22 protein-coding genes and 2 pseudogenes are annotated in these 23,185 nt (G+C 59.9%); 13 read left to right on the forward strand and 11 right to left on the reverse strand.

Annotated features, from left to right (window positions below; genetic code table 11):
- From FEV53_RS16860 to FEV53_RS16875, 4 genes and pseudogenes are all read left to right on the forward strand, one after another.
- Positions 1–482 (forward strand): annotated as a pseudogene (locus FEV53_RS16860) (IS3 family transposase); the annotation flags it as partial.
- A gap of 188 nt (positions 483–670) precedes the next feature.
- The gene (locus FEV53_RS16865) at positions 671–889 is read left to right on the forward strand and encodes a hypothetical protein (RefSeq protein WP_142835938.1); all 219 of its coding nucleotides are present in this window, start codon (positions 671–673) and stop codon (positions 887–889) included.
- A gap of 34 nt (positions 890–923) precedes the next feature.
- A complete protein-coding gene (locus FEV53_RS16870; RefSeq protein WP_246100867.1) occupies positions 924–1,160 on the forward strand; it encodes a hypothetical protein in 237 nt (78 codons plus the stop codon).
- 66 nt (positions 1,161–1,226) lie between these two features.
- A complete protein-coding gene (locus FEV53_RS16875) occupies positions 1,227–2,078 on the forward strand; it encodes an IS3 family transposase (protein ID WP_185962278.1) in 852 nt (283 codons plus the stop codon).
- Between the two features lie 233 nt (positions 2,079–2,311).
- Here FEV53_RS16875 and FEV53_RS16880 read toward each other — a convergent pair whose 3' ends face one another.
- Positions 2,312–3,718 (reverse strand): helix-turn-helix domain-containing protein, encoded by a 1,407-nt coding sequence (locus FEV53_RS16880; RefSeq protein ID WP_142835940.1) that lies wholly within the window; start codon positions 3,716–3,718, stop codon positions 2,312–2,314.
- A gap of 165 nt (positions 3,719–3,883) precedes the next feature.
- Between FEV53_RS16880 and FEV53_RS16885 the strand changes: the two genes are divergently transcribed.
- From FEV53_RS16885 to FEV53_RS16910, 6 genes are read left to right on the forward strand one after another with little or no spacing between them, the layout of a single operon-like run.
- Complete coding sequence (locus FEV53_RS16885) at positions 3,884–4,861, forward strand: Bug family tripartite tricarboxylate transporter substrate binding protein (RefSeq protein ID WP_142835941.1); 978 nt, start codon at positions 3,884–3,886, stop codon at positions 4,859–4,861.
- Between the two features lie 37 nt (positions 4,862–4,898).
- Positions 4,899–5,390, forward strand: a complete 492-nt coding sequence (locus FEV53_RS16890) for a tripartite tricarboxylate transporter TctB family protein (RefSeq protein ID WP_142835942.1) — start codon at positions 4,899–4,901, stop codon at positions 5,388–5,390.
- 12 nt (positions 5,391–5,402) lie between these two features.
- A complete protein-coding gene (locus tag FEV53_RS16895) occupies positions 5,403–6,920 on the forward strand; it encodes a tripartite tricarboxylate transporter permease (RefSeq protein ID WP_142835943.1) in 1,518 nt (505 codons plus the stop codon).
- Positions 6,921–6,942: 22 nt separating this feature from the next.
- On the forward strand, positions 6,943–8,478 hold the full coding sequence (locus tag FEV53_RS16900; protein ID WP_142835944.1) for an acyl--CoA ligase: 1,536 nt from the start codon (positions 6,943–6,945) through the stop codon (positions 8,476–8,478).
- A complete protein-coding gene (locus FEV53_RS16905; RefSeq protein ID WP_142835945.1) occupies positions 8,475–9,458 on the forward strand; it encodes a 2-dehydropantoate 2-reductase in 984 nt (327 codons plus the stop codon). Before FEV53_RS16900 ends, FEV53_RS16905 begins: the two co-directional genes overlap by 4 nt.
- Positions 9,459–9,476: 18 nt before the next feature.
- Positions 9,477–10,313, forward strand: coding sequence for a universal stress protein (locus FEV53_RS16910; protein ID WP_142835946.1), 837 nt, complete (start codon positions 9,477–9,479; stop codon positions 10,311–10,313).
- A gap of 205 nt (positions 10,314–10,518) precedes the next feature.
- On the opposite strand, the gene FEV53_RS20995 is transcribed toward FEV53_RS16910, so the two are convergent.
- The 9 genes and pseudogenes from FEV53_RS20995 to FEV53_RS16955 form a co-directional block, all read right to left on the reverse strand.
- A complete protein-coding gene (locus tag FEV53_RS20995; RefSeq protein WP_185962279.1) occupies positions 10,519–10,644 on the reverse strand; it encodes an IS3 family transposase in 126 nt (41 codons plus the stop codon).
- Between the two features lie 84 nt (positions 10,645–10,728).
- Positions 10,729–10,971, reverse strand: a complete 243-nt coding sequence (locus FEV53_RS16920; protein WP_142835948.1) for a DDE-type integrase/transposase/recombinase — start codon at positions 10,969–10,971, stop codon at positions 10,729–10,731.
- A 48-nt stretch (positions 10,972–11,019) separates the two neighbouring features.
- Positions 11,020–11,729, reverse strand: a pseudogene (locus FEV53_RS16925) (IS6 family transposase).
- Positions 11,730–12,057: 328 nt separating this feature from the next.
- On the reverse strand, positions 12,058–13,449 hold the full coding sequence (locus FEV53_RS16930; protein ID WP_142835949.1) for a WecB/TagA/CpsF family glycosyltransferase: 1,392 nt from the start codon (positions 13,447–13,449) through the stop codon (positions 12,058–12,060).
- Between the two features lie 181 nt (positions 13,450–13,630).
- A complete protein-coding gene (locus tag FEV53_RS16935; RefSeq protein WP_142835950.1) occupies positions 13,631–14,638 on the reverse strand; it encodes a sulfotransferase in 1,008 nt (335 codons plus the stop codon).
- Positions 14,536–15,582, reverse strand: a complete 1,047-nt coding sequence (locus FEV53_RS16940; protein ID WP_142835951.1) for a glycosyltransferase family 4 protein — start codon at positions 15,580–15,582, stop codon at positions 14,536–14,538. Before FEV53_RS16940 ends, FEV53_RS16935 begins: the two co-directional genes overlap by 103 nt.
- A gap of 2 nt (positions 15,583–15,584) precedes the next feature.
- Entirely contained in the window at positions 15,585–16,583 is a 999-nt protein-coding gene (locus FEV53_RS16945) for a glycosyltransferase family 2 protein (RefSeq protein WP_142835953.1), read from the reverse strand.
- A gap of 10 nt (positions 16,584–16,593) precedes the next feature.
- Positions 16,594–17,526, reverse strand: coding sequence for a glycosyltransferase family 2 protein (locus tag FEV53_RS16950; protein ID WP_142835955.1), 933 nt, complete (start codon positions 17,524–17,526; stop codon positions 16,594–16,596).
- Positions 17,519–18,715: an oligosaccharide flippase family protein gene (locus FEV53_RS16955; protein ID WP_142835957.1), complete on the reverse strand. Its 1,197-nt coding sequence runs from the start codon at positions 18,713–18,715 to the stop codon at positions 17,519–17,521. Before FEV53_RS16955 ends, FEV53_RS16950 begins: the two co-directional genes overlap by 8 nt.
- A gap of 260 nt (positions 18,716–18,975) precedes the next feature.
- Between FEV53_RS16955 and FEV53_RS16960 the strand changes: the two genes are divergently transcribed.
- The 3 genes from FEV53_RS16960 (at position 18,976) to FEV53_RS16970 (ending at position 22,842) form a co-directional block, all read left to right on the forward strand.
- Positions 18,976–20,115: a polysaccharide biosynthesis/export family protein gene (locus FEV53_RS16960; RefSeq protein WP_246100869.1), complete on the forward strand. Its 1,140-nt coding sequence runs from the start codon at positions 18,976–18,978 to the stop codon at positions 20,113–20,115.
- Positions 20,116–20,612: 497 nt separating this feature from the next.
- Positions 20,613–21,575, forward strand: coding sequence for a GumC domain-containing protein (locus FEV53_RS16965; RefSeq protein WP_142835958.1), 963 nt, complete (start codon positions 20,613–20,615; stop codon positions 21,573–21,575).
- Positions 21,556–22,842 carry an O-antigen ligase domain-containing protein gene (locus FEV53_RS16970; protein WP_142835959.1) on the forward strand — a complete coding sequence of 429 codons (1,287 nt, stop codon included), beginning with the start codon at positions 21,556–21,558 and terminating at the stop codon, positions 22,840–22,842. The genes FEV53_RS16965 and FEV53_RS16970 overlap by 20 nt, the downstream gene beginning before the upstream one ends.
- Before the next feature lie 79 nt (positions 22,843–22,921).
- Here the strand turns inward: FEV53_RS16970 and FEV53_RS16975 are convergent.
- Positions 22,922–23,185 (reverse strand): integrase core domain-containing protein (locus tag FEV53_RS16975; RefSeq protein WP_142835960.1); only part of this gene is annotated, 264 nt, incomplete at its 5' end.

The following is a 23,185-nucleotide window of genomic DNA, read 5'->3' on the forward strand; positions in this document are numbered from 1 at the left end:
TGCGGCCTGAGCATCCAAACCATGTTTGGTCATATGACTTCGTGCATTGCCGCACGGACGATGGGAAGGCGTTCCGGACATTGAATATCATCGAAGAGTACAGCCGGGAATGTCTGGCGATCCGTGTCGACAGGAAGTTGAACTCAGGCAACGTGATCGATGTGCTGAGCGACCTGTTCATCCTGCGCGGTGTGCCTTCGTTCATTCGGTCTGACAATGGTCCGGAGTTCGTTGCTCAGGCCGTACAGGACTGGATCAAAGCTGTCGGCGCGAAAACGGCTTACATCGAACCTGGATCGTCCTGGGAGAACGGATATGTGGAGAGCTTCAATGCCCGTTTCCGCGACGAGTTCCTGAATGGCGAAACCTTCTACAGCCTGCGCGAGGCGCAGATCCTGATCGAACAATGGAGGAAACACTACAACACGAAACGACCACACAGCGCATTAGGCTACCGCCCACCGGCCCCGGAAACCGTCGTCACGATGGACCGGAGGCCCGTCATGCACTCACAATCAAATTGGACCACTCAAGTGGGGCTGATCACCGTAAAGTCAATGCGGCGATACATTCGACACGGGTTCTGTCGCAAATATTGGCGTGATCTTCGGTCTTGCAGGTTACGTCGATATATCGGCGGCTCCAAAATCAAGGCTGATGAGAAGAAACGATGATCGACTTCAAGTGCAGCAATTTCTCGAAGGACGCCGTCCTGTACGCGCCGCTGATCGCAGATGATCTTCGTGCCTGTCACCGGACAGCGGGGTACTTTACCCCTGTCCATGAGAGGAGCACGCCATGGGACAGCATCGACGGAAATACACGGATGAGTTCAAAGGTGAGATACGCTGTGCGCCACTGGTTCAAGCACCGCATCGAACGCGGTTGACCGGCTTTATGAGCCGGGCGCCACGCAGGGCAGCGTGGCGAAAGAGCTGGGGATCACCGGCACGCAGCTGAAAACCTGGCGGCTGGAGATCGAGGCTTTCGGCTCGATGGAAGCGAAACACCGCCAGAAGGCCGATGCCGCCGAGCTGGAGCGGCTGCGCAAGGAGAACAAGCGGCTGGCAGAGGAGAACGAGATCTTGCAGATAGGTGAGCAGGCGAACGCCATTGGTCCGAGGGCGCCTGCGAACGCTTTTTCGCGTCTCGGGGGGTGAAACCACGATGAACAAGCGCGCTTTCATCCCTGCCCACAAAGCTCAGTTCGACTGACCGTGGCTCCAGTGGGGCCGCGTAAGCGGGAGAACGCGGTTTCGACACTCTGCCGGCTCGTACGCTTGTCGCGCAGCTGGCTCTATGGATATCACGCCAGCCAGGTGGCCCGCGATGACCGCCGCGAGCGGCGATCTGCACGGGACGACGTGCTTCTGGCAAAAATTATGCGGGTCTTCAAAGCCAGCAAACACCGCTACGGGTCCAAGCGTATCCACCGGGATCTGTGCGCTGACGGGGAGCGCGTCCCGGAGCGGCGCGTGGCCAGAATAATGCGCGAAAACAGGATCTCAGCCGGCCAACGCAAGCCGCGCAAGCCGTTCACCACAAACAGCAATCACAAGCTGACCCCGTCGCCGAACCTGCTGCTGGAGGCATTTCATTGCACCACCCCGAACACTGCCTGGCTGGCGGGTATCAGCTATGTCGATACCGGCGAGGGCTGGCTCTACCTGGCGGCGGTCAAAGATATGGCGACCCGCGAAATCGTCGGCTGGTCCATGGCCGATCACCTGGGCGCAGAGCTGTGCTACGACGCGCTCCGGATGGCCCTGGACCAGCGCGGCCCGGTCCCGGGCCTGATCCTGCCTTCGGACCGCGGCATGCAATATGCCAGCGGAGACGACCGCAAGATCATCCACCGCGCCAAGCTGGTTCAATCCATGAGCCGCAAGGGTCAGTGCCTCGGGTTCAAGCTGGTCCGCGCCAACGGATCGAACGATCCGGGGGATCGTTTGAAGGCGCAGAACGCCCCGATGGAGAGCTTCTTTTCTTCGCTGAAGAAGGAGCTGGTCCATCGCCATCGGTTCGGAATCCGGGAACAGGCCAGGGCCGCGATCTTCGAGTACATCGAGGTCTTCTAAGGGCCGCCAGCGCCGCCATTCAGCCATCGGCTACCAGACACCGGTTCAGGCGTTCACAGAAATGAGTTCGAAAATGGCCGCGTAGGATCAACAATCAGACTGCCCGGAAACAGAGACGAAGATCACCGGCGCGTGACGCACAATGCGACACAGTTCAGAGCACGCCCGACTGGACTTGGTCCAAGCGCCGCCCAAGCCCGGTTTGGGACGATCCTCCGCAGCCCCTGGAGGGCTCAGCTTTGATAACGCGTTGAACCGCGTCTGTTGACGTCGATGGGCAGGTTCACATGCAGAGGCTCATAGGCGCGCTGGCCGCAATCGAGACGGGGACAGATGTGGCAGCTTATACCGATGCGCGCAATCTCGTGCACATCGTCGAGATTGAACGGCGCGGCATAGCCGATCCGGTTGGCATGGGCGCGCTCGCATCCCAGTGTCACCGCCAGCCGTCGCGCCTGGGTATGACGGCTGATGACTGGACGATTGGTGGTGCGGGTCACGGTAAAGAACTGCCCCGCGTCGGGCAGCTCGACCAACTGTGGAATGATCACTCCGGGTGCTGCAAAGGCCGTGTGGATGTTCCAGACCGGGCAGGACCCGCCCTCTTCGGCGAGGGTAAAGGGGGTCGCGTTAAACCGCTTTGTCACATTTCCCGCGCGGTCGATCCGCAGGAAAAAGAACGGCACGCCGAGCGCCCCCTTGCGCTGCAAAGTTGTAAGGCGGTGGCTGACCTGTTCGAAGGACACGCCAAACCGGGTGGCAATCCGGTCGATATCGTAGTGGCTGTCCTCTGCCAGCCGGAACACAGCCTCATAGGGCATGAGCAACGCGGCGGCGAAGTAATTCGCCAACTCCACCCGGCACCGCTCCCGGCCTGTTTCCGCGACGATCTCCGCGCCCTCGACCAGATCGGCGAGGGTTTCGCTGGCGCTGACCAGCCCCAGCACGTGCGCCAACTGGAAGTTGCGGTTGATCGGGTCGAGCGCTTCCGACAGCTGAACCCGGCCACGCGCTTCGTCAAACACGCGTAGCGAGCCGTCCATATCTTCGAGTGCGCAGACCTCCACGTCGATCCCGAAGGCGCGGCGCAGATAGGATTTGAGGCCAGCGTAGAGATCCTCGGGTGGCCCGTCTATGGCGGCACGGCTGGTCTCGGCTGCGGTCTCCAGCATCGGGAAGTGGTTGGCGTGATCGCGAAAGAAGTTGTGGATCGCGGTTTCGGGGCGCACCTGATGGATATCGGCTGCGACCCCGGCTGCGCTGAGCTTGCGTACAGCATCCAGCACAAGCTGGTGATTCTGATGCAATTGCAGAAAATAACTCACAAGCTTGGGCGCATGGTCCAGCGCCGCGCGCAACTCCGTCAGATCAGGCTGCGGGCCGGTGAAGGACGGATCTTTGACCCGCGTGCGCAGTTCCGCCAGCCGGGAGGTCGCACCGTCATTGACGAGCTGGCGGATATCGACACCGTAGGATTCGTTCAACGCGATCAGAACCTTAACAGAGACGCTGCGCTGATTGTTTTCCAGCAGATTGACATAGGCCGGACTGACTCCCAACCGGCGGGCCATCTCTGCCTGGGTGTGGTTCTGGGACAGCCGGAGCTGCCGCAACTGAGGTCCGATGAGCGTCTTAGTCATATTAACAACATTACATTTCGATAGATTGTATAGATGATGATTTACACCATGACGCGATATCTTTGGAATAAACTTTCGTAATCCTAGTTATCTCGGCAACACGATGGCTCAGGGACCATAGCTTTAGGTCAGCCAGAGGTTAAACGAACCGAGGAGAATAGCTTCATGGGTTACATCTTTACACGACGCACTCTGATGGCATTGGCCGCTTCGACCACCCTGATCGGGGCCGCTCCGGCGCTGGCTGAGGATTGGTCACCGCAAAAGCCCGTCGAGATGGTTATCATGGCGGGGCAGGGCGGCGGCGCTGATCGTCTGGCGCGGCTTTTCCAGTCGATCATCCAGCAGGAGAACCTGTCGAAGATGCCGATCCTGCCAGTGAACAAGGGTGGCGGGTCCGGGGCCGAAGCGCTGCGCTATCTGAAGGACAAGGGCGGCGACAATCATACCATCATGGCGACGCTGAACAGTTATTACACAACTCCTCTGCGCACCGATATCGGAGTGAACATCGAAGATTTTACGCCCATCGCCCGGATGGCGCTCGACACATTTGTGCTCTGGGTCAATGCCGACAGCGACATCCAGACCCTTGATGACTATGTGGCCGCCGTCAAAGAGTCCGGTGGCACCTGGAAGATGGGCGGCACCGGCACCGGGCAGGAAGACAGCCTTGTGACCGCGATGCTCGAAAAGGAATTCGATATCAAAGTCACCTACGTCCCCTTCAAGGGCGGCGGCGACGTGGCGAAGAACCTTGTGGGCGGCCATATCGACAGCTCGGTGAACAACCCGTCCGAAGCACTTGGTTTCTATCAGGCGGGCAAGCTACGTCCCATTGCCGCGCTAACGCCGGAGCGGATCGAGGTATTTCCGGACACGCCGACCATGACCGAACTGGGTCATGGGCTGGTTTACTGGATGCAGCGCTCTTTCGTTGCGCCCAAGGACATGGATCCGGCAGCGGTGGCCTATTACACCGATATGTTTGAAAAGCTCGCAGCCTCCGAAGAATGGCAGACCTACACGACGGAAAAGGCGCTGATGGCCGATTTCCTGACCGGCGAGGCATTGCAGGCCTACTTCCTCGAAGAGCGGGACAAGCACGCTGATCTGCTCGGGTCGATGGGCGAAGGGTCCTGATCCCTCCGAGGGGGACCAGATCGGGGAGGGGTGAGATATGGTGACCGCGGATCGCATCATCGCGCTGGGGCTGATGGCCTTGTCAGCCTATTTCATGTGGCACGCCAGTGCTCTGCCGATCGGGTGGAACGGCATGACGGGGGGTCCCGGCGGCGGGGCTTTCCCCTTCTGGCTCTCGGCGATCATCTTTGTAACGGCGGGGCTGATCATTCTGCGATCTTTCCGCCGACCCAAAGACACAGGCGAGCCGTTCTTTGATCAGGACACGTTGCGATCAGTTGTGCTGGTCGTTCTCGCCCTGATCGTCACCGTCGCGCTGCTGCCTTTCGTCGGGGCCTATATCGCGATCCCGCTGTTCCTGCTGTGGTATCTGAAGGTTTTTGGCGGGCACGGCTGGGGCCTGACGGCGATCATCACCCTCGCCACTCCGGTCTTTCTGTTCTTCTTCTTCGAAGTCACGCTGAAGATCCTCCTGCCCAAGGGCTGGACGGAACCGTTCTTCATCCCGCTCTACGCCCGCTTTTTCTAAAGGTCGGATCCAATGGAACTGCTCGGACATCTTGCGGACGGCTTTGGCACGTCCCTCATGCCCCTCAACCTTCTGATCGTCTTTCTGGGCGTCACCGCCGGGCTGTTCATCGGCGCAATGCCGGGGCTTGGATCGGTGAACGGCGTGGCCATCGTGCTGCCGCTGACGTTCATCGTGCCCCCGTCCTCGGCGATCATTTTGCTCGCGGCGATCTATTACGGAGCCATGTATGGCGGGGCGATCAGCTCGATCCTGCTGGGCATCCCGGGTGCGTCCACCGCCGTCGCCACCACCTTTGACGGGCGGCCCATGGCGCAGCAGGGCAAGGCGGGGCTGGCGCTGATCACGGCGGCTGTGGCCTCCTTTGTCGGCGGAACGATCTCGGTCCTGTTGTTTACCCTCTTTGCCACGCCGCTCGCAGATGTGGCGCTTGCCTTCGGGCCGGCGGAGGAATTCGCGCTGGTGCTGCTGGCCTTCATGACCTTCGTAGGACTCGGCGGGGATGACGTGCTGAAGACGATCATCATGATTTGCCTCGGCCTCGCCCTCTCGACCGTCGGGCTCGACCTGATTTCCGGCCAGCCCCGCCTGATCTTCTTCGACCTGCCGGGGTTCTATTCCGGGATCAGTTTCCTCGTTCTGGCCATCGGAGTGTATGGCATTGGCGAGATCCTCTACACCATCGAGACGCAGAAAACCGCGCCCAGCGTCACCCCGGCCCGCCTGACCTTCCGGGAGCTGGGCTACGGGATCAAAGAGATCAACAAGCTTTGGAAGACCATGAGTCTCGGCTCGGCGCTCGGGTTCTTCGTCGGTATGCTGCCCGCAGCGGGCGCGACCCCGGCAGCGCTCATGTCCTACGGCATCGCCAAGCTCACGACGAAGACACCGGAGCGCTTTGGCAAGGGCGCCATCGAAGGTGTCGCCGCCCCGGAGACTGCGAATAACGCCGCTTCGACTGGGTCGCTCCTGCCGATGTTGACGCTGGGCATCCCCGGCTCGCCCACTACGGCGCTCCTTTTGGGCGGCATGGTCATGTGGGGGCTGGTGCCTGGGCCGATGCTGTTCATCGAACAGCCGGATTTTGTCTGGGGCCTGATCTCGTCTCTCTACACCGCGAACCTCGCCGCCGTTCTGGTGAACCTCGCTCTGATCCCGCTCTTTGTCTGGGCGCTGCGGATGCCGTTCACCGTGCTCTGCGCGCTGGTCTTCGTGCTCTGCCTCGTGGGCGGCTTCGCCCCCAGTCAGAAGCTGCACGACGTCTGGCTGATCGTTGCCTTCGGCGTTGGCGGCTACATCCTGCGGAAGGCCGACTACCCCATGGCGCCGCTGGTGCTGGCGCTGGTGCTCGGGCCGCTGATGGAGAAGAGCTTCCGCCAAACTTTGATTTCCGAGCAAGGCAACGTGCTGGCCTTTGTGGAGCGTCCGCTCTCGGGCACATTCATCGCGCTCAGCGCCGCATTTCTGCTTCTGCCGCTGATCAAACACCTGAAACGCTTGACAGGACGGGTCCCGTCCGCTGCCAAATAACGCCACACACGAGGAGCTGCACATGACCACAACCCTCAAGTCCCTGATCGCGCCCCATTCCGGCGAGCTTCCTGCCATCGGTGCCCCGGGCCGGGACTGGCTCAGCTACGATGCGCTGCGGAAACTGGCCGATGATGTGGCGGCGAGCCTGAACGACATGGGGATCGACGCCGACGATCGGGTGGCCATCGTCCTGCCGAACGGGCCAGAGATGGCGACGGCCTTCGTCACCGTGGCCCAGGCCGCCACCACCGCGCCATTGAACCCCGCCTACCGGGAAGAGGAATACAGCTTTTACCTCGAAGACCTGAAGGCCAAGGCTCTGCTGGTCGAGGACGGCTATGACGGTCCTGCGCTGGTAGCAGCGACAAAGCTCGGGATGATGGTCCTGCGCCTGTCGGTCCCCGAGGGTGCGGCGGCGGGGGCGTTTACCCTGTCCTCGGACAAGACCGACCGCCCGTCATCCCGCGCTCCGGGCGCGGAGGACGTGGCGCTGATCCTGCACACGTCCGGCACCACCTCGCGGCCCAAGATTGTGCCGCTTCTGCAATCCAACATCGCGGCGTCTGCCCGGCATATCAGCACGTCGCTCGCGCTGACCGAAGCTGATCGCTGCATGAATGTGATGCCGCTGTTTCACATCCACGGGCTGATCGCCGCCGTCGCAGCCTCTCTGTCATCGGGCGCATCGATCTGGTGCGCGCCGGGCTTCGACGCGCTGAGGTTCTTCGGCTGGATGGCCGAGGCGAAACCGACCTGGTACACCGCCGTGCCCACCATGCATCAGGCGATCCTGAGCCGGGCGGGCCGCAATGCGGAGGTGATCGAAAGAACCGGCCTGCGCTTCCTGCGCTCGTCCTCGGCTTCGCTGCCCGCGCAGGTCATGGTGCAGCTCCGCGAGACCTTTGGCGCGCCGGTGATCGAAGCCTATGGCATGACTGAAGCCGCTCACCAGATGGCCTGCAATCCCCTCCCGCCGCGCGCGCAAAAGCCCGGCTCGGTGGGGGTGGAGGCCGGGCCAAAGGTCCGCATCGCCCATGAGACCGAGAACAGGCTGATCGACGGGACCGGCGAAGTGGTGATTTCCGGGCCGAATGTCACGCCCGGTTACGAGAGCAACCCGGAGGCCAATGACAAGAACTTCTTCGAGGTGGACGGCGCGCGCTGGTTCCGGACCGGCGATCAGGGGGCCTTTGACGAGGAGGGCTATCTGCATCTGACCGGGAGGCTGAAAGAAATCATCAATCGGGGCGGCGAAAAGGTCAGCCCTCTGGAGGTGGACGGCGTGTTGCTCGATCACCCGGATGTGACGCAGGTCGTGACCTTTGCCCTGCCGCATCCGAAGCTTGGCGAAGAAGTCGCGGCGGCGGTCGTCCTGACCGAAGGCTCTGCGGCCACGGAGAAGGACATCCGCGCTTTTGCCGCTGAGCGGGTCGCGGATTTCAAGGTGCCGCGCAAGGTGGTGATCCTCGACGAGATCCCCAAAGGCGCGACGGGCAAGATGCAGCGGATCGGCATGGCCGAGAAACTCGGTCTGGTCGAGGGGGCCGCGGGATGAAGATCTGTGTCTTCGGCGCCGGGGCCATTGGCGGCTATATGGGCGTGAAACTCGCGCAGGTGGGCGCCGATGTCAGCCTCGTGGCCCGCGGCCCGCATCTGGCGGCGATGCAGGACAAGGGCCTGACGCTGATCGAGGAGGACGGCGCGCCCCAGACCGTGCAGGTTACCGCTTCGGACAATCCTGCCGATCTGGGCTCGCAAGATTACGTCATCATCACGCTCAAGGCCCATTCCGTCCCGCCCGTGGTTCCGAAGATGCAACCTCTGATCGGCGAGAACACAACCATCGTCAGCGGGGTGAATGGCGTGCCGTGGTGGTATTTCCACAAAATCGGCACGGATCTGGAAGGCACGCGGCTCCAGACCGTCGATCCCGGCAATGTCCAGTGGGACGGGTTTGGTCCCGACCGGGCGCTGGGCTGCGTTGTCTACCCTGCCGCAGAGGTCATCGAGCCGGGGGTGATCAAGCATATCGAGGGCAATCGCTTTAGCCTCGGGGAGCCTGATGGCAGCAAGTCCGAGCGAGCCACGGCCTTGTCCAAAGCCCTGACCGAGGCGGGGCTGAAGGCACCCGTCCGGCCCCGGCTGCGCGATGAGATCTGGGTGAAGCTGTGGGGTAACCTGTCCTTTAACCCGATCTCGGCGCTCACCCACGCGACGCTCGACGTGCTCTGCACAGATGAGGGCACCCGTCCCGTGGCGCGGTCCATGATGGTCGAGGCGCAGACCATTGCCGAAAAGCTCGGCGTCAAATTCCCCATCGACGTGGACCGCCGGATCGACGGCGGCGCTGCCGTAGGGGCGCATCGGACTTCGATGCTGCAAGACCTCGATCAGGGGCGACCGATGGAAATCGACGCGCTCGTAGGCTCGGTGCAGGAACTGGGCCGGATCACCGACACACCCACGCCCACCATCGACACGGTGCTCGCGCTGATCAAGCTGCGCGCCCGGACCGCCGGACTCTATCACGGCTGACCGCAGGAAAGGCAGAAGATGAGCATCAAGAATATCCTTGTCGCCTATAACGGCCTGCCCGGGTCCGGGACCGCTCTGTCGGGCGCGGTGCTGATGCAGCAGTATTTCGATGCCCATCTGACCGGGCTGTTTGCCCACGGCAATCCGATGCTGTCACGGCAGATGAACCGCACCTGGATGCCCCGCAAAGTGCAGGAAGCCATAATTGAGGCGGCTGACGGACCCACGGGAGAAATCCGGCATAGGTTCTATGAGACCTGCCGGGAGGTGCCGCAAGAGAAGCTCCACTGGATCGATAGCGGCGGATCGGTGCAGCGCACGGTCGCGCGCTACGCCCGGCTGTTTGATCTTACCGTTCTGGGGATGCACGAGACGAGCCACGATCCAAACCAGTCCCACACCGAAATCCATCCCGACCGCGTGGCCTTTGACAGTGGCCGGCCCGTCATAACCTTCCCGGCAAATTTCTCGGGCAGCGTCTTTGACAGCCGGGCTGTGGTGGCGTGGGACGGAGGGCGCGCCGCGGCGAGGGCGCTGGCGGATGCGATGCAGATCCTTGAGACCGAGGCCGAGGTGGAGATCGTCTCCGTCGGGCGTTCCCCGCTCGCCAATTCCCTGCCGGGGATCGATGTCGGCATGGTGCTGGACCGTCATGATGTAAAGGTGACACTCACCGAGCTGCCGCGGAACAAGAGGTCCATCGCAGATACGCTGGTCGAGCATTGCGAAAAAACTGGCGCAAGCCTGTTGGTCATGGGTGCCTACGAACACTCGCCTTTGCGCGAAGGCCTGATCGGCGGCGTCACCCACGACATCGCCCTGCGCGCTCGCCTCCCTGTGTTGATGAGCCACTGACAGAATGGCGGAACGAGAAGAGCGGGCTGGCGACGAAGAAATGTGAAGCGACAAGATGTTTGTTTATCATCGTCCCGGTTTCCGGACAGTATGATTGTTGACCCGACGTAGCCATTTTCCAACGCACTTCTCCGAGCGTCTGTACTGGCGTCTCGTACCCATTGGCTGCATGGCGGCGCTGGGGATTACAGAAGACCTCGATGGATTAGATGATCTCAGCCTGTGCCTGCGCCCGGGTCGTGAAACGCTGGCGGTGGACCAACTCCTTTTTCAGTGAGGCGAAGAAGCTCTCCATCGGGGCGTTGTCCAGACATTTTCCCTTGCGGCTCATAGATTGGATCAGCTTGGTGCGATGGATGATCTTTCTGCAGTATCCGCTGGCATATTGCACGCCTCTATCGGAGTGCCGGATCAGTCAGGCGACGGGGTTGCGCCGATCCAGCGCCATCCGGAGAGAATCGCTGCACAGGTCAGTCCGCAGATGATCCTCTATCGACCAGCCGATGATTTCAGGCGTGGCCACACCCTTGACAGTCGGGAGATAGGGCCAGCCCTCGTCGTTGTCGGCATATGTGATGTCGGCCAGCCAGACCGTGTTCGGGGTGGTGAATTTGTACTCCCGGCGCAGCAGGTGCGGCGAGGTGGCCAGGTTGGACATTGCCAACTTAACGGAATTGAACTGTGGTGTTCCGGGAGGATGACTTAATCATGCGATCATTTCGAGCAAACAGCCGTGCCACAGGCCGAAAGCGTCGGACCTTGCGCGGCCGTATGAGGTGGCAGAGAAGCGGAAACGTCGGCGTCAGAATATCGTTTTGATCTGATCGTGCGCTCCCAATGACCTTTGCGCTTGCTGGATCAATTTGAACCGGCCCATGACTTTTTCTCGACTTTGGGTCGGCCAATGCGACCGGTCGATACGGTTGTAAAACCCCTTGTGCGCCCGATGATCAGCTTTAGGCGCATGGGTCTGGATCCTATGAATCTAACTGCGCAATTTGTCCGTCACGACGACACGCGGCTTAGCAAACCGGGTGCTCGGCCGCGTAAGAAAACGCCTGGCGGCTTTGGCGTGTCGACGCGGCTGCAAAGGGGTCTCCAATACGTCCACATTCGCCTCGACCGCCCGCCAAAACCACTGCTTAACCCCGTTGATCCGCCGATGGTTTCGTCCAGATGCCATTTGTCGGCAACGCCGGGACGGTCAAGCCTGATGCAATCGGCAAAATGCCGACCAAATCGGTTCACCCATTTGTGCACGGTTTTCCGGCTGACGGTTACACCGCGTTCAGCTAGCAGATCCTCGAGGTCCGCCATCCTGCGCGCGAAGCGATGATATGCCCAGTCCGCACAGGCCGCGACTTCACGGGGGAAACGGTAGCCCTTCAGGTGCGGCATCTCAGCTGACATTTTCATGACAAAACGCTAGGCGCCCCAAGGTGCGTCAACAAGTTAGCAATGCCGGCATAGGACATGGCGCAATGAACCGCACCAACTTGCCACCCGACAGCGTATTGTGAAACCCGACCGACCCACTCGTACCGGCGCCGTGGGAATGGAGCATCCGCCGTGCCATATCAATCAGAATGAGGGGAGCCTTAGACATGGCTCCCTCCCGCTCTGTGATGGCTGCAACATCAAATTGGCCGATCGCAACGTCCGTCGTCAGATGGGAGCATCCACATCATCAATACAGTCGCTCGGGCGCGATGTACCAAAACCCAGCCTTGGCATGCTCTGAGCGTCAATATGCGCCACGACCGGAGAAAACAGCACGCAGCGTCTGGGTCAGGAGTATCGCGTCCAGCATGATCGAGCGGGATCGAACGTAGGCGATGTCCATGTCAACCATTTTGTCGAAGTCTATATCCGCCCGCCCGGAGACTTGCCACACGCCGGTAATTCCGGGCTTTACTTGCAAACGTTCAAGCGCCTGTTGAGGGTACAGGTCGACTTCACTTTGAAGGGCCGGACGTGGCCCGATAATCGCCATGTCACCTCGCAGCACATTCAGAATTTGCGGCAACTCGTCGAGCGAATAACGACGAAGCAGGCGTCCGACACGGGTGACACGTGGGTCGTTGGCTTGCTTGAAGCAAATCCCGGTGCGATCAGAACTATCAACCAAGTGATGCCTCAAACGCTCCGCGTCAGGACGCATGGAGCGGAACTTCCAGACATGGAACAACCTTCCCTGCCGACCGACCCTGATTTGACGGAAGAACACCGGGCCACCATCGTCGAGCTTGATTGCGACAGCAATCAGTAGAAACAACGGCACGAGCGCCAGAACCCCACCTAGTGCAATGAGGCGATCCACGGCGCTTCGGGCAACAATCCCGGTCAGGCCGTTCTGCCACGCATGGTGAATGGCCCGAAAGAGAAAGATTGCATTTCCGATGAGGTAACGGCGCCACATGCGCTTCGGCTCTTGCATCAGTCGCCAAACCCACTCAGTTCGAGACTGTCGCATCCACCCGGGCGCCCGAGCGACGCGACCAGCCAGAAAATCAAACAATGCGCCGACGCCCATAATGAGATCTGGCCGGAGCTGATCGGCGTGGCGGTCGATCCAGAGCTCCTGCATCGGAACGCCCATCGCGACCAGAAGGATGTCGGCGTTGGACCGGTTGATCTGTGCGATGACGTCTTCGTCCGTCCCGGCCTGCCCATACCCATCGGCGACGCCAGCGATCATCAGGTCCGGAATGCGGTTCTGCAGGGCCGCCGCCGCATCGGCCGCGACGCCTGGGCGTCCTCCGAGCAGAAACACCGATTTGCGTTCTGCGGCAGCGACTTCGAGCAGGGAGGGGACGAAGTCCGTCCCATTTAGATTCTCCACGATTGTCTGCCCGTTCAGGCGGGCTGCGATGTCGATCCCGATACCATCGGGCAGAACCACATCTGCGCGCGACAAAGCCCGACGATAGCCGGGGTCACGTGCTGCAACATTCGCGCAATGGGCGTTCAGAAAGAAGCAGCGCTTGGCCCCTCTGCTCAGAAGAACTCGCCGCATCTGAGACGAGGTGTCGGAGATGATCGTGTAGCCAAACAGCTCCACCGTGTTTTCGCGCGTTGGCGCAATTGGTCCGGTGATTGCAGTGTATCCGCGATCAAACCCTGTATCGTAACGCATGATGACTCTCCGACCGTAAAACCTTCACTCGGGTAACGGGGGTGGCGTTTGACGGATATCGTCTGGAGTGATGGTCGAGCGGCTATTAGGGCGGGTGCACTCTTCGAAGGAGTAGGTGCAGAAGCCAGATTTTGGGCGCAAGCAACTGAATTTATGGAGAACGATAGAAGAAATCTATGCGTCACGTCCAATGAAGAGGCAGGCCGGTGCGGGCGCGGAGGTCTGGCAGATCCGCCTTATAGAGGCGCATGATCTGTCGGGCTGTGTCTGTTGACAGGGTGGCTACCGGCACGCTGCGTCCTGACAGAACCTTGCGTATCGCGGAGCGCGCAGATCCGGGCAGTACCCGCTTGAGCTTCTTCTGGAGGCTACCAGGATGACGCACCATCCGCTCGAAGAAGGGGCGACTGGGTGTCGCTACCAGACCTTCCGTCACATTCACCATCTGGTTGTCTGGCATCGGTGGCGTTGCCACGCCGAGAAATTTGCAAAGTCGATGCCAGCAGACCTCTGGTGTGGCTCTTATGGCCTCATGCTCGAGGAACAGAATCTGCTGCCTCGGGAAGTTCCCCATCAGCCGCTGGATTTGGGGGAGGTAATTGCTGCCGCCCGCATAGGCATGAGCCCAGCTCCATCCCTGTTTCTGACGTGAACGTTCGGCGGCGAGCGCGGCCTCGAATGTGTCCAGCGGTTCCAGCGCATCGCGGCGGTGGTGAAGATACTGCGAGAACGCCCGGCGGGCCGGGTGTCTGAGGACCATCACGATCCGGGTATCGGGTCGACAAGATCTAAGACGGGGCAAAGCCGTTTCTGAGACGGCGTAAACAGGGGAAACATCCCCGCATTTCCGGCCCGCCGAATATTGGTACAGCGCGCCATATGCGGACCATTTCGTGGTGATACTGCTTATGTATTTTGGATCAAAGGGTCCCCTTGAAGGTCGTGGATCGCGGTCAGCAAAGGCGAAATAACCGGGCTCCTTCACATCTGGCAGAAAAAGATCCGGGTGTGTCCGCAGCCAGGACCAGATTGCAGTCGTGCCCGCCTTCGCAGCGCCAATGACGACAAAATCTGGGCCCGTCCACTTCATTTTCTGAGTGGCCATTGCAACCCTGTCGAACCTATATTGATGGCAGGCGGCGCGCCAGACGTTGCAAAGCAGGGCAGACTGTTCAGGACAGACTTCCATCCGCTGACGAATTTGACTTCGTTTTGAACATCCCGGGCGACAGCGGGAGAGGTGGTCAGCCCAGCCAGTTCCTCGATCGCTTCTGACCAGCTCGCAACCGAAAATTCCGGCACCGCGATAATCCCAATCGATGTCTGATCCCGCAGCCCATCGACAGGATTGACCAGCACTGGTCGGCCCGCCGCCTGCGCTTCGGCGGCAACCATTCCGAAAGCTTCCCAGCGGGACGGCATTGCAACGATGTCCACAGAGGCGATGGCTGCGACAGGATCATGGGCAAGTCCGTGGAACCGGATGCGGGGATCTGATCCAGCCAGTTCTTTGAGTGCCTGACGCTCGGGTCCTTCACCAAAGATGTCCAGTCGCAGATCCGGCCGAGTTGTGCGCCGAAATGCCTCGATGAGAAGGTCAAAGCCCTTTTGTCGATGGAGCCGTCCGATGGCCCCAATTTTCAGCAACGGCTGTTCTGGCGGCGGCAAGCTTCGAAACCGGGATAAATCTGTGGCCGATTGAATGACTGTTATCGTTTCAGATCTGGCCAGTCTCCGGCGCGAGAACCACTCCGCCTGAGTGTGGCTGACTGCAATGATCCGGTCAAACAGGGAGTATCCCGTCCGTAGTAAGGTCACGAACCGCCGTTTATGGGGCACATTCAGCGCAACGAAAGCCTCGGTATAGCTGTGTTCGACATGCAGGAGTGGTGTCTTTGCGTGCAAGGATCGTAGTCGCATCAGGTCAGGTACGCCCGCCCAATTCATCGCAAGATGGCTGACCAGGACATCTCCCTCCAACCGGATGCGGGACACCCGATTGCGGCGAACGCTACGGATTTCATGGCGGGCTTGCTCGGCCAGAGAGGGATTTTCGACGAGAAACTGGAGAACGCGTGTCACGCCGCCCGTGGTCATATCGTCTATGAGGTGGAGCACAGTCGGACGGTTCATCCTCAATCGCTCCGTTCGGTGCGGGGACCAGCATGAGTTACGCCAGGCAGAACGGATGATACTTTTGGCCCAGCGACTGCAAAGATCCCGGCCGCGAGGAGGGTCGAGATTGTCTTGATCGGTTCTTCGAGGACAGGCCGCAGGGACGATGACAGGCTTTTCCGCATCAATTCAAACGCCCGCGCCCCATCACGGCCACTGACCGCGCGACGGGCGAGGTACCGGTACTGATAGGCGCGTGCAGCGGGTTCGTGGCGTTTGAAGAAATAAGGGTCCAGCGGGCGGAGTTTATCGACCATCCGACACCATGACTTAAACTGCCGATCGGTATCGGCCGATAACCCGTTGGTGTTGATGCGATAGCCGGTCAACAGTCCGGGCACGCCTTCAAACCCCCAGTCGGACCTGAGCGTGATACGTAGCCAGAACTCGATATCTTCGGATTGGCGGAAGGTCTCGTCGAAATACCAGTCCCGCACAAATTCCTGCTTTGGACGGAACGCCATCGCTTCCAACATGCGCCGCCGCAAAACACTCGCCGAACCGTTGCCAACCGGGTTGCGTTTGAACACATGGGCGGCTGTGATCCCCCGGAGGCGCGGCGTCTGCGTACGGCTGATCGGGCGACCATTCTGATCCATCAAGTAGGAACCGCTGTAACTGACACCCACATGAGGCCGGGCGTCAAGGTGTCGGACATGGCGCATGAGTTTGTCCGGTTGCCACACATCATCAGCGTCGCACAGTCCCAGATAGATACCTCTCGCAGCAGCAATCCCCGTGTTCCGGGCGCCTGCCAGCCCCCGGTTCGCCTGTTGTACCAGCCGGATACGGGGATCTGACTGCCATGACCGGACAAGATCCGCAGTCTCGTCCGTCGAGCCGTCATCGACCACAATAATTTCCATATCTTCGAAACTCTGTCGCTGAAGCGAAGCCAGAGTTTCCGGGATGGTCGATACAGCGTTGAACGCGGGCACGATGACAGATGCTTTGGGCATGGTATTCCTCCTATCCGGCGAACAGACGCTGCCGGAGTGCGCGCGGCAGAGAAGGGGTAGCAAGGGCCGCCAAAAGAGTCGGGACCCCACGTCTGACCGGGGTGCAAAAGCCTGAAATGTCTTGGCGGAGTCCCTGCCAGGCCAGATCGCGTGCAACATGTCCATCGGCTCCGATCCGGAGCGCCCGGCGTGCGAGGTATCGAAGATAGATGGCTTCGCTCGCAGGATCGGCAGATACACCGAATTGGGCGGCAGTGTGCAGGGCTTGGACGCGCCCCTCCCGCATGGCTTCGATATCCGACGACAAACCCGAAGTGCTGGTCCGATACCAAACGTGCAACGCGCTGGTGCCGACGATCTGCGTGCCTTCACCTGCCAGCCGGATCAGAAACTCCAGATCCTCATTATGAACCATCGTTTCATCAAAGCCCCCGATCTTTCGAAACAAATCAGCGCGGATTGTGAAATTCGACATGGTGCAGACTGGGTTTTCCCCCAGGAGGTCCTGAATGCTCAGCGGCGATGTCGTCGGACTGGATCTGCTTCGCGCGTCCCCGGGAACCTCGTGGAAGAAAGCAATCTGGCCATAGGCAGCGCCAGCGTCTGGGTTGGCCAAGACGCGCAAACTGTCGGCGAGTTTGTCTGGCGCCCAGATGTCGTCAGCATCACAAAACGCGACAAACCTGGCGTCTTCAGAGAGCCCTGCACCGATGTTACGGGCTGCTGACGGCCCCTTACGGGGATTGCGCAAGATCTTAAACCGCGAATCCTGCGCTGCCCGCTTTGCGGCTATCTCCACGGTGCCGTCCGTGGAGCCATCGTCGATAACGTGAACGACCCAGTTGTCGATGCTTTGCGACGATATAGCCTCCAGCGTCGCGCCGAGGGTCCGCTCCGCGTTAAAACAGGGGATCACGACAGAGATCAGCGGTGCGTCAGACATGGGCCACTGTCCCTTTGCCCGTAGTCCAGACCACAGGAATCGAGGCTGCGAACATTATTGCGGCAACGACCCCAAGATATCCAACGGCCATGACCTGCAATCCATAAGGCGCGAGAAGTATCGTGCTCAGAATGGTGCCGATTGCGAGACAGATGGTCACGACAAGCTCCCTTTGTGGCAAGTGATTGACACGTAACCAATTTGCCGAAGCGGTCCAGATCACCGTTGGGATAGCGACGAGGCAGAGCGTGGAGACGATCGGACTGATTTGTGACCAGTCGTCGCCCAGCAGAAACGGGACGTAATATGGGGCCAAGAACGCCTGCAACACCACGACTGGCGTTACTGCGACAACAGACAGGGCAGTGGTGTGCCGGAAGGCGAGATTCCGGTCTTCATGAGCACAAAAATAGGGAAAAAAGACCTTCGCAAAGGCGATCGAGAATGCGTTGGACAGGCTGAGACCAGCGTTGAACGCCATGAAATAGACTCCGAGCTGCTCAACACCCAGAAAGATACCGACGACAAGGCGGTCAGCGTGAAGCCGGAGAGCCTCGGTGAGAGAAATGCCAAGGACCGGCAGACCGTATTTCAGAAACGGAGCCATCGGCGCGGGCTTCGCAGCTTGATTTGGATGCCATGGCCGGATTCTGCGGACTGCCAGAGTCCAGACGGGAGCCGTCAGAAGCCGAGGCAGGATCAGCGCGAGACCCGTGGGATGAATCAGACAGACCAACACCGTCAACAGGTTGCTTGAGATGATCTGGGTTCCCGCGACGACGGCCATTGTGTTGATCTTGCCGTCCCGCATCGCGAGGGCGGCGCTCACCAGTCCTGGAACCATGATCAGATATTCCAGGCCGAGTATCCCAATAAAGGCCGCTAGAAGCGGGTCTGCGCCGAGGACATAGCAGCCGAAGGCCACGCCGGTTTGCAGAGCAAACAGGGCCAGAGACCACCATCCAAACAAGCGTCGCGCAGTCAGGCAGTGGCTTTCGAGAGCGTGTTCAGGAGCTGCGATGATTCTCTGAAAAATGCCGTTCTGCGTGAGGGATTTGATGATATCGGAAACAGCGAGTGCCGATGCCGCCAGACCGATTTCACCCACGTCAAGAAATCTGGCAACGCCAATGACCACGAGAATCCGCGACAGTTTTGCGAGCAGCTCTGACGTACACCATGTCAGCATCTGACTAAGGATCCGAGATCTCGCCACCCGTTCTGTTTCCCGTATCTGGTTAACTCATAGCAAACACCTAACACGGTATGAGGTGAGTTTTGATGCTCTACTAAAGGGGTAGGTCCCAGCCTCCGAATATTCGCATAAAGCTCTTCTGATCTTGAGGAGAAGCCGTCATTTTACGCGATTGTACATATTGGTCAGGCAGCTGCACAAAACGGCTTGTGCTGCTTTTCTGTGGAATTTGGCTCCTGGCGGGCTGCGGCGCCGTGAACCCACCGGACAATATTGAACCGGTGTCCGAAGGGCGTGGATATCAGGCGCAGTATCGCGATATTGTGTCCCGCCGCAGCGGAGATGCGTCCTCACTGGCCCTGAATGCGCAAAAATGTCGGCCCGCGCGGAAGGATGGAACGAGTTTTGCGAAATTCGGATCGAGCTTGTTCCTGTCGGACATTCTCTCGCCTGGAGATCTCGTTGATGTCCGGATCGAATCTGACGATGAGTTTTCGGGGCAATATGTCGTCTCCCAAGACGGGACGATAAGGTTGCCCTTTCTGAGCGCCGTCTCTGTGAAGGGCCGGAGTATGTCGTCGATCGAAGCAGATCTCGCTGCACAACTGCTGAGCCTCGACTACTTCGTTGAAAAACCACGGGTTTCTGTCCGCCTTCTCGACCGTGCTCCCGCTACCGTTGCCGTGTCCGGCGCGGTTTTTGAATCTCGCGCAGTCCAGATCGGCGGACGCAGCGGACCCGTGATCGATACGCTTCGCCAAGCTGCCATGGGGGATGCCACGGAAACCCGGCTCCTCAGCAATGCAATTCGTGCAGCCGGAGGGATCCGGCCCGACGCGGATCTTTCTTCGGTGGAACTGCACCGGAGCGGCACCATTCATCGATTGGATTTGCGGCCGCTGATGGAGGGAACGGATACGACCGACATTCCCATGCTGGCGGGTGACAGGGTCATCGTCCCCAGCCGGGGTTGCTTTCAGGATAACCTGATGCGGCCTGGCCCCCTCAGCCCGTCGGGTGTCAACCTGTTCCTGTCAAACCTCAGCGCGCCTGCACAAGGCAACGCGCCATCGGCGATAGGCAAGGAAGCGCGCGAGGTGCCTTATGGTACCCGCCTGATCCAGGCCATTGTCGGCAGTAATTGCGCCGGTGGGACGCTTGCGACCAATGCGGGTCGGGCTGTGGTACTGGTCTCGGCCGACCCTGTCAGCGGAACCTCCCTCGCGATCCAACGCGATGTCGAAGCGCTTCTGCGCCGTGGAGATCGGGATGATTTTGATCCTTATCTGTTACCCGGTGACTCCATCGCTTGCTATGACAGCACAGTGACGAATGTGGCGGACGTCGCACGGATATTGGGCGTCCTCTCCGTCCTAGATGTTGCGTTGCGCTGATCATGCCCGTGGCAGTTCTCTCTTTCGATCAGCCCCCCACGGCCCCAAGGCGGTCCCTGCGACACCGGATTATCGCGCGCGTCCTCCGTCGTCGGGTTGAGTCTGGCGAAACGCGGGGACCGTATAAAAGCCTTCTTTTGATTGGACTGGTGCTGATCTGGGTCCCGATTGCATCCTATCTGACGCTCGCACCCCGGGTCTATGTTAGCTCTGCCTCACTGATCTTGCCGGGAGCGGGGTCGTCTACTTCGGTCAATCTGAACAACATTGGACAGGCTTCGACGAATTCGGCCTCCGCGTTTTCAAGTAACAGTGTCAGTCCGACGGAGACGTACAAACGCCTCATCAGCGCGTCACGGATCCGCGGAGAAGTCGCGGAAACGCTTGGGATTCGCTACCGCGACGTGCATCCCCCAAGGATTGAGCTGGTGGATCAGACCGGGTTGATCCAACTGCAGATGAAGGGTGTTACACCTGAAGACGCCCAGCGTCATTTGATGACCCTCATAGAAGTCTTCATGCAGGAGCTGGATCGGCTTCGCCGCGATGAACTCGGCAGCCGGACCGATAGCAGCGCAGAGGCAATCCGTGACTACCAAGCCTCGGTTCACGAAACACAGACCTCTATCTCGGTACTGCAACAGACATCCGGCCTGTTGTCCATGGAGCATTATCAGGATCAGGTCTATGAGGCCGATCAACTCGAAGCAGAGGTGCTGAAAGTTGAGGCCGAGCTACGGCAAGTGGTGAGCGAGGTCACGCAGCTCGCGCAGGATCTGGGCGTGCCGCCGGAGCTGGCCGCAGCGGTATTGCAACTTTATTCCGATCACGAATTCCTAGCCCTGACCGAGCAGATGTCGGAGGTCGCGGCGGATCTTGCGACTGCCAGCCGGCAGTACGGGGCCGCCCATCCCAAAGTCCGACAGCCAAAGCTTGCGTATGAGGCGTTACAGAGAGATGCTCTCTCCCGCGTCGATGCCATGCCGGGTCTGGATCAGGAGCGTTTCGGCAGGCTGGGGCTGTTTCCAGATGGGAACAACGGAGAGCTACTGACTGAGCTGGTACAAAAGGAGAGCCGTCGGGCTGGGCTCGACGCTCGGCTCACCCGGATGCGCGAGATGCTCGTGTCCCGGCGACAAGAGCTTCTTAGCCTCGCGCCGACCGCGGCGGAACTGCAGGACATGCAGCGCAATTTTGATGTGGCCGAGGCGATCTTTGCGTCTGCTATCGCAAGAGCCGAAGCCTCAAGGACCGACCTCTATGCATCATATCCGCTGGCGCAGGTCCTCGAGGATCCCAGCCTCCCCGAGACCTCATCGGCCCCAATGACGAAGCTCTCCATCGCTGCCGGGATCGCCGCGACACTGGCGCTGATCATAGGCTTGGGCATGGCCTGGTTCCGACACCTTCTGCTTGATCCGGCGCTGCGCCGCTACCACCATGTCGATGAATCCGGTTGAGCGGTTTCTCTACCTCACGCTGATCTGGACCTGGCCGTTCTACGCGGTTGGGGCGCTTTATCTCGTTGGTCCGGTCATCGCTTGGATCTTGGCTGCGTTGGCTGCCATCTCGCTCTATTTCGGGCCGCTGTTCCGTGAAGACCTGCAAGCTACCGGACCGGTTCCTCCGCTGGCATGGGGCTGGATGGCCGGGATGTTTGTTATGCTCATCGCCCTGTGGGTGGGTCATATCAATTGGAATTTCGGCACCGTGCAAATCGTCAAATCGACCATTGGCTGGGCCAAGGGCTGGGCGCTTCTCGCGTTGTTTGTCTTGATTGGAGCCGTCCTTCCAATCCGCCGAACGGTATTGATCCGGGGGCAATGCGTGGTGGGCGTCTGGACCCTTTGCCTCGCACCACTGATGCTCGCCGCTCCCTATCTTGGCCTGCCGGAAAGGATTTTTGTTTCGCCGCTCAAGGCCGTGGGCGGGCCAGGGCCTGAGTATTTCAGCGTCTACCTCTTTACCTGGGATCCGGGGTCGCAAACTCCCCGCTGGCAGTTCTATCTGCCATGGTCTCCCTTCGCTGCATTGATGGGGGTGATCATGGTGCTCTTCGCTCTCGAGGAAGAGAGTCGGCGATTCCGCTCTATTGGAGTCGCCGCAGGTCTGCTGATGATTTTCGCATCAAAGTCGCGCATGGGGCTTGTCGGGCTTGTGGCCTGTACGATCGGCCCGAGAATGTTACCTTTGGTCGCAAAGTATCAGATGTGGCTTTTGTTATCCGGGATACTGGTTGTGACAGCGCCGTTGGTTGGCTGGATACGGGACGCTATCGGGACGCTGATCTACAAATTTCAAAAGGCCCGTGCTGATAGTACCCGCGTGCGCTCTACCCTCCAGCGCATTGCCCGGGAACGGTGGCTCGCCGAAGCGATTTGGTTCGGCCATGGCCGTGTCGCGCCTGGCGGTCATGTGGTGGAATACATGCCCATCGGAAGCCACCATACATGGTGGGGTCTGCTCTTTGTCAAAGGAATCGTTGGTTTTCTGGCGCTCCTCATCCCGATAGTCTGGCACATCGCGGTGGTCATGCGCGATGCCATCGACCACGACCGCGCGCGGTTACCGTTGGGCATCCTGATGACGATTGTTCTCTTGTCTTTCGGCGAGAATGTGGAAATCGAGGCCTATATGCTGTGGCCGGGACTGGTTCTTCTCGGTATTCATCTGCGAGAAATACAACGAGATCAGTCCTGTCGCGGCGGTAATGCTCCACAGAGCTGAGGGACTTTCTCTGCCTGTGTCCTGATGTAGCCGCATCGCTCGTCGTGATCAGCCCCACTTGAGTGGTCCAATTTGATTGTTAGTGCATGACGGGCCTCCGGTCCATCGTGACGACGGTTTCCGGGGCCGGTGGGCGATAGCCTAATGCGCTGTGTGGTCGTTTCGTGTTGTAGTGTTTCCTCCATTGTTCGATCAGGATCTGCGCCTCGCGCAGGCTGTAGAAGGTTTCGCCATTCAGGAACTCGTCGCGGAAACGGGCGTTGAAGCTTTCGCAGTATCCGTTCTCCCAAGGCGATCCAGGTTCGATGTAAGCCGTTTTCGCGCCGACAGCTTTGATCCAGTC

This window comes from Palleronia caenipelagi, from assembly GCF_007004065.1.
Taxonomy (GTDB): Bacteria; Pseudomonadota; Alphaproteobacteria; order Rhodobacterales; family Rhodobacteraceae; genus Palleronia; species Palleronia caenipelagi.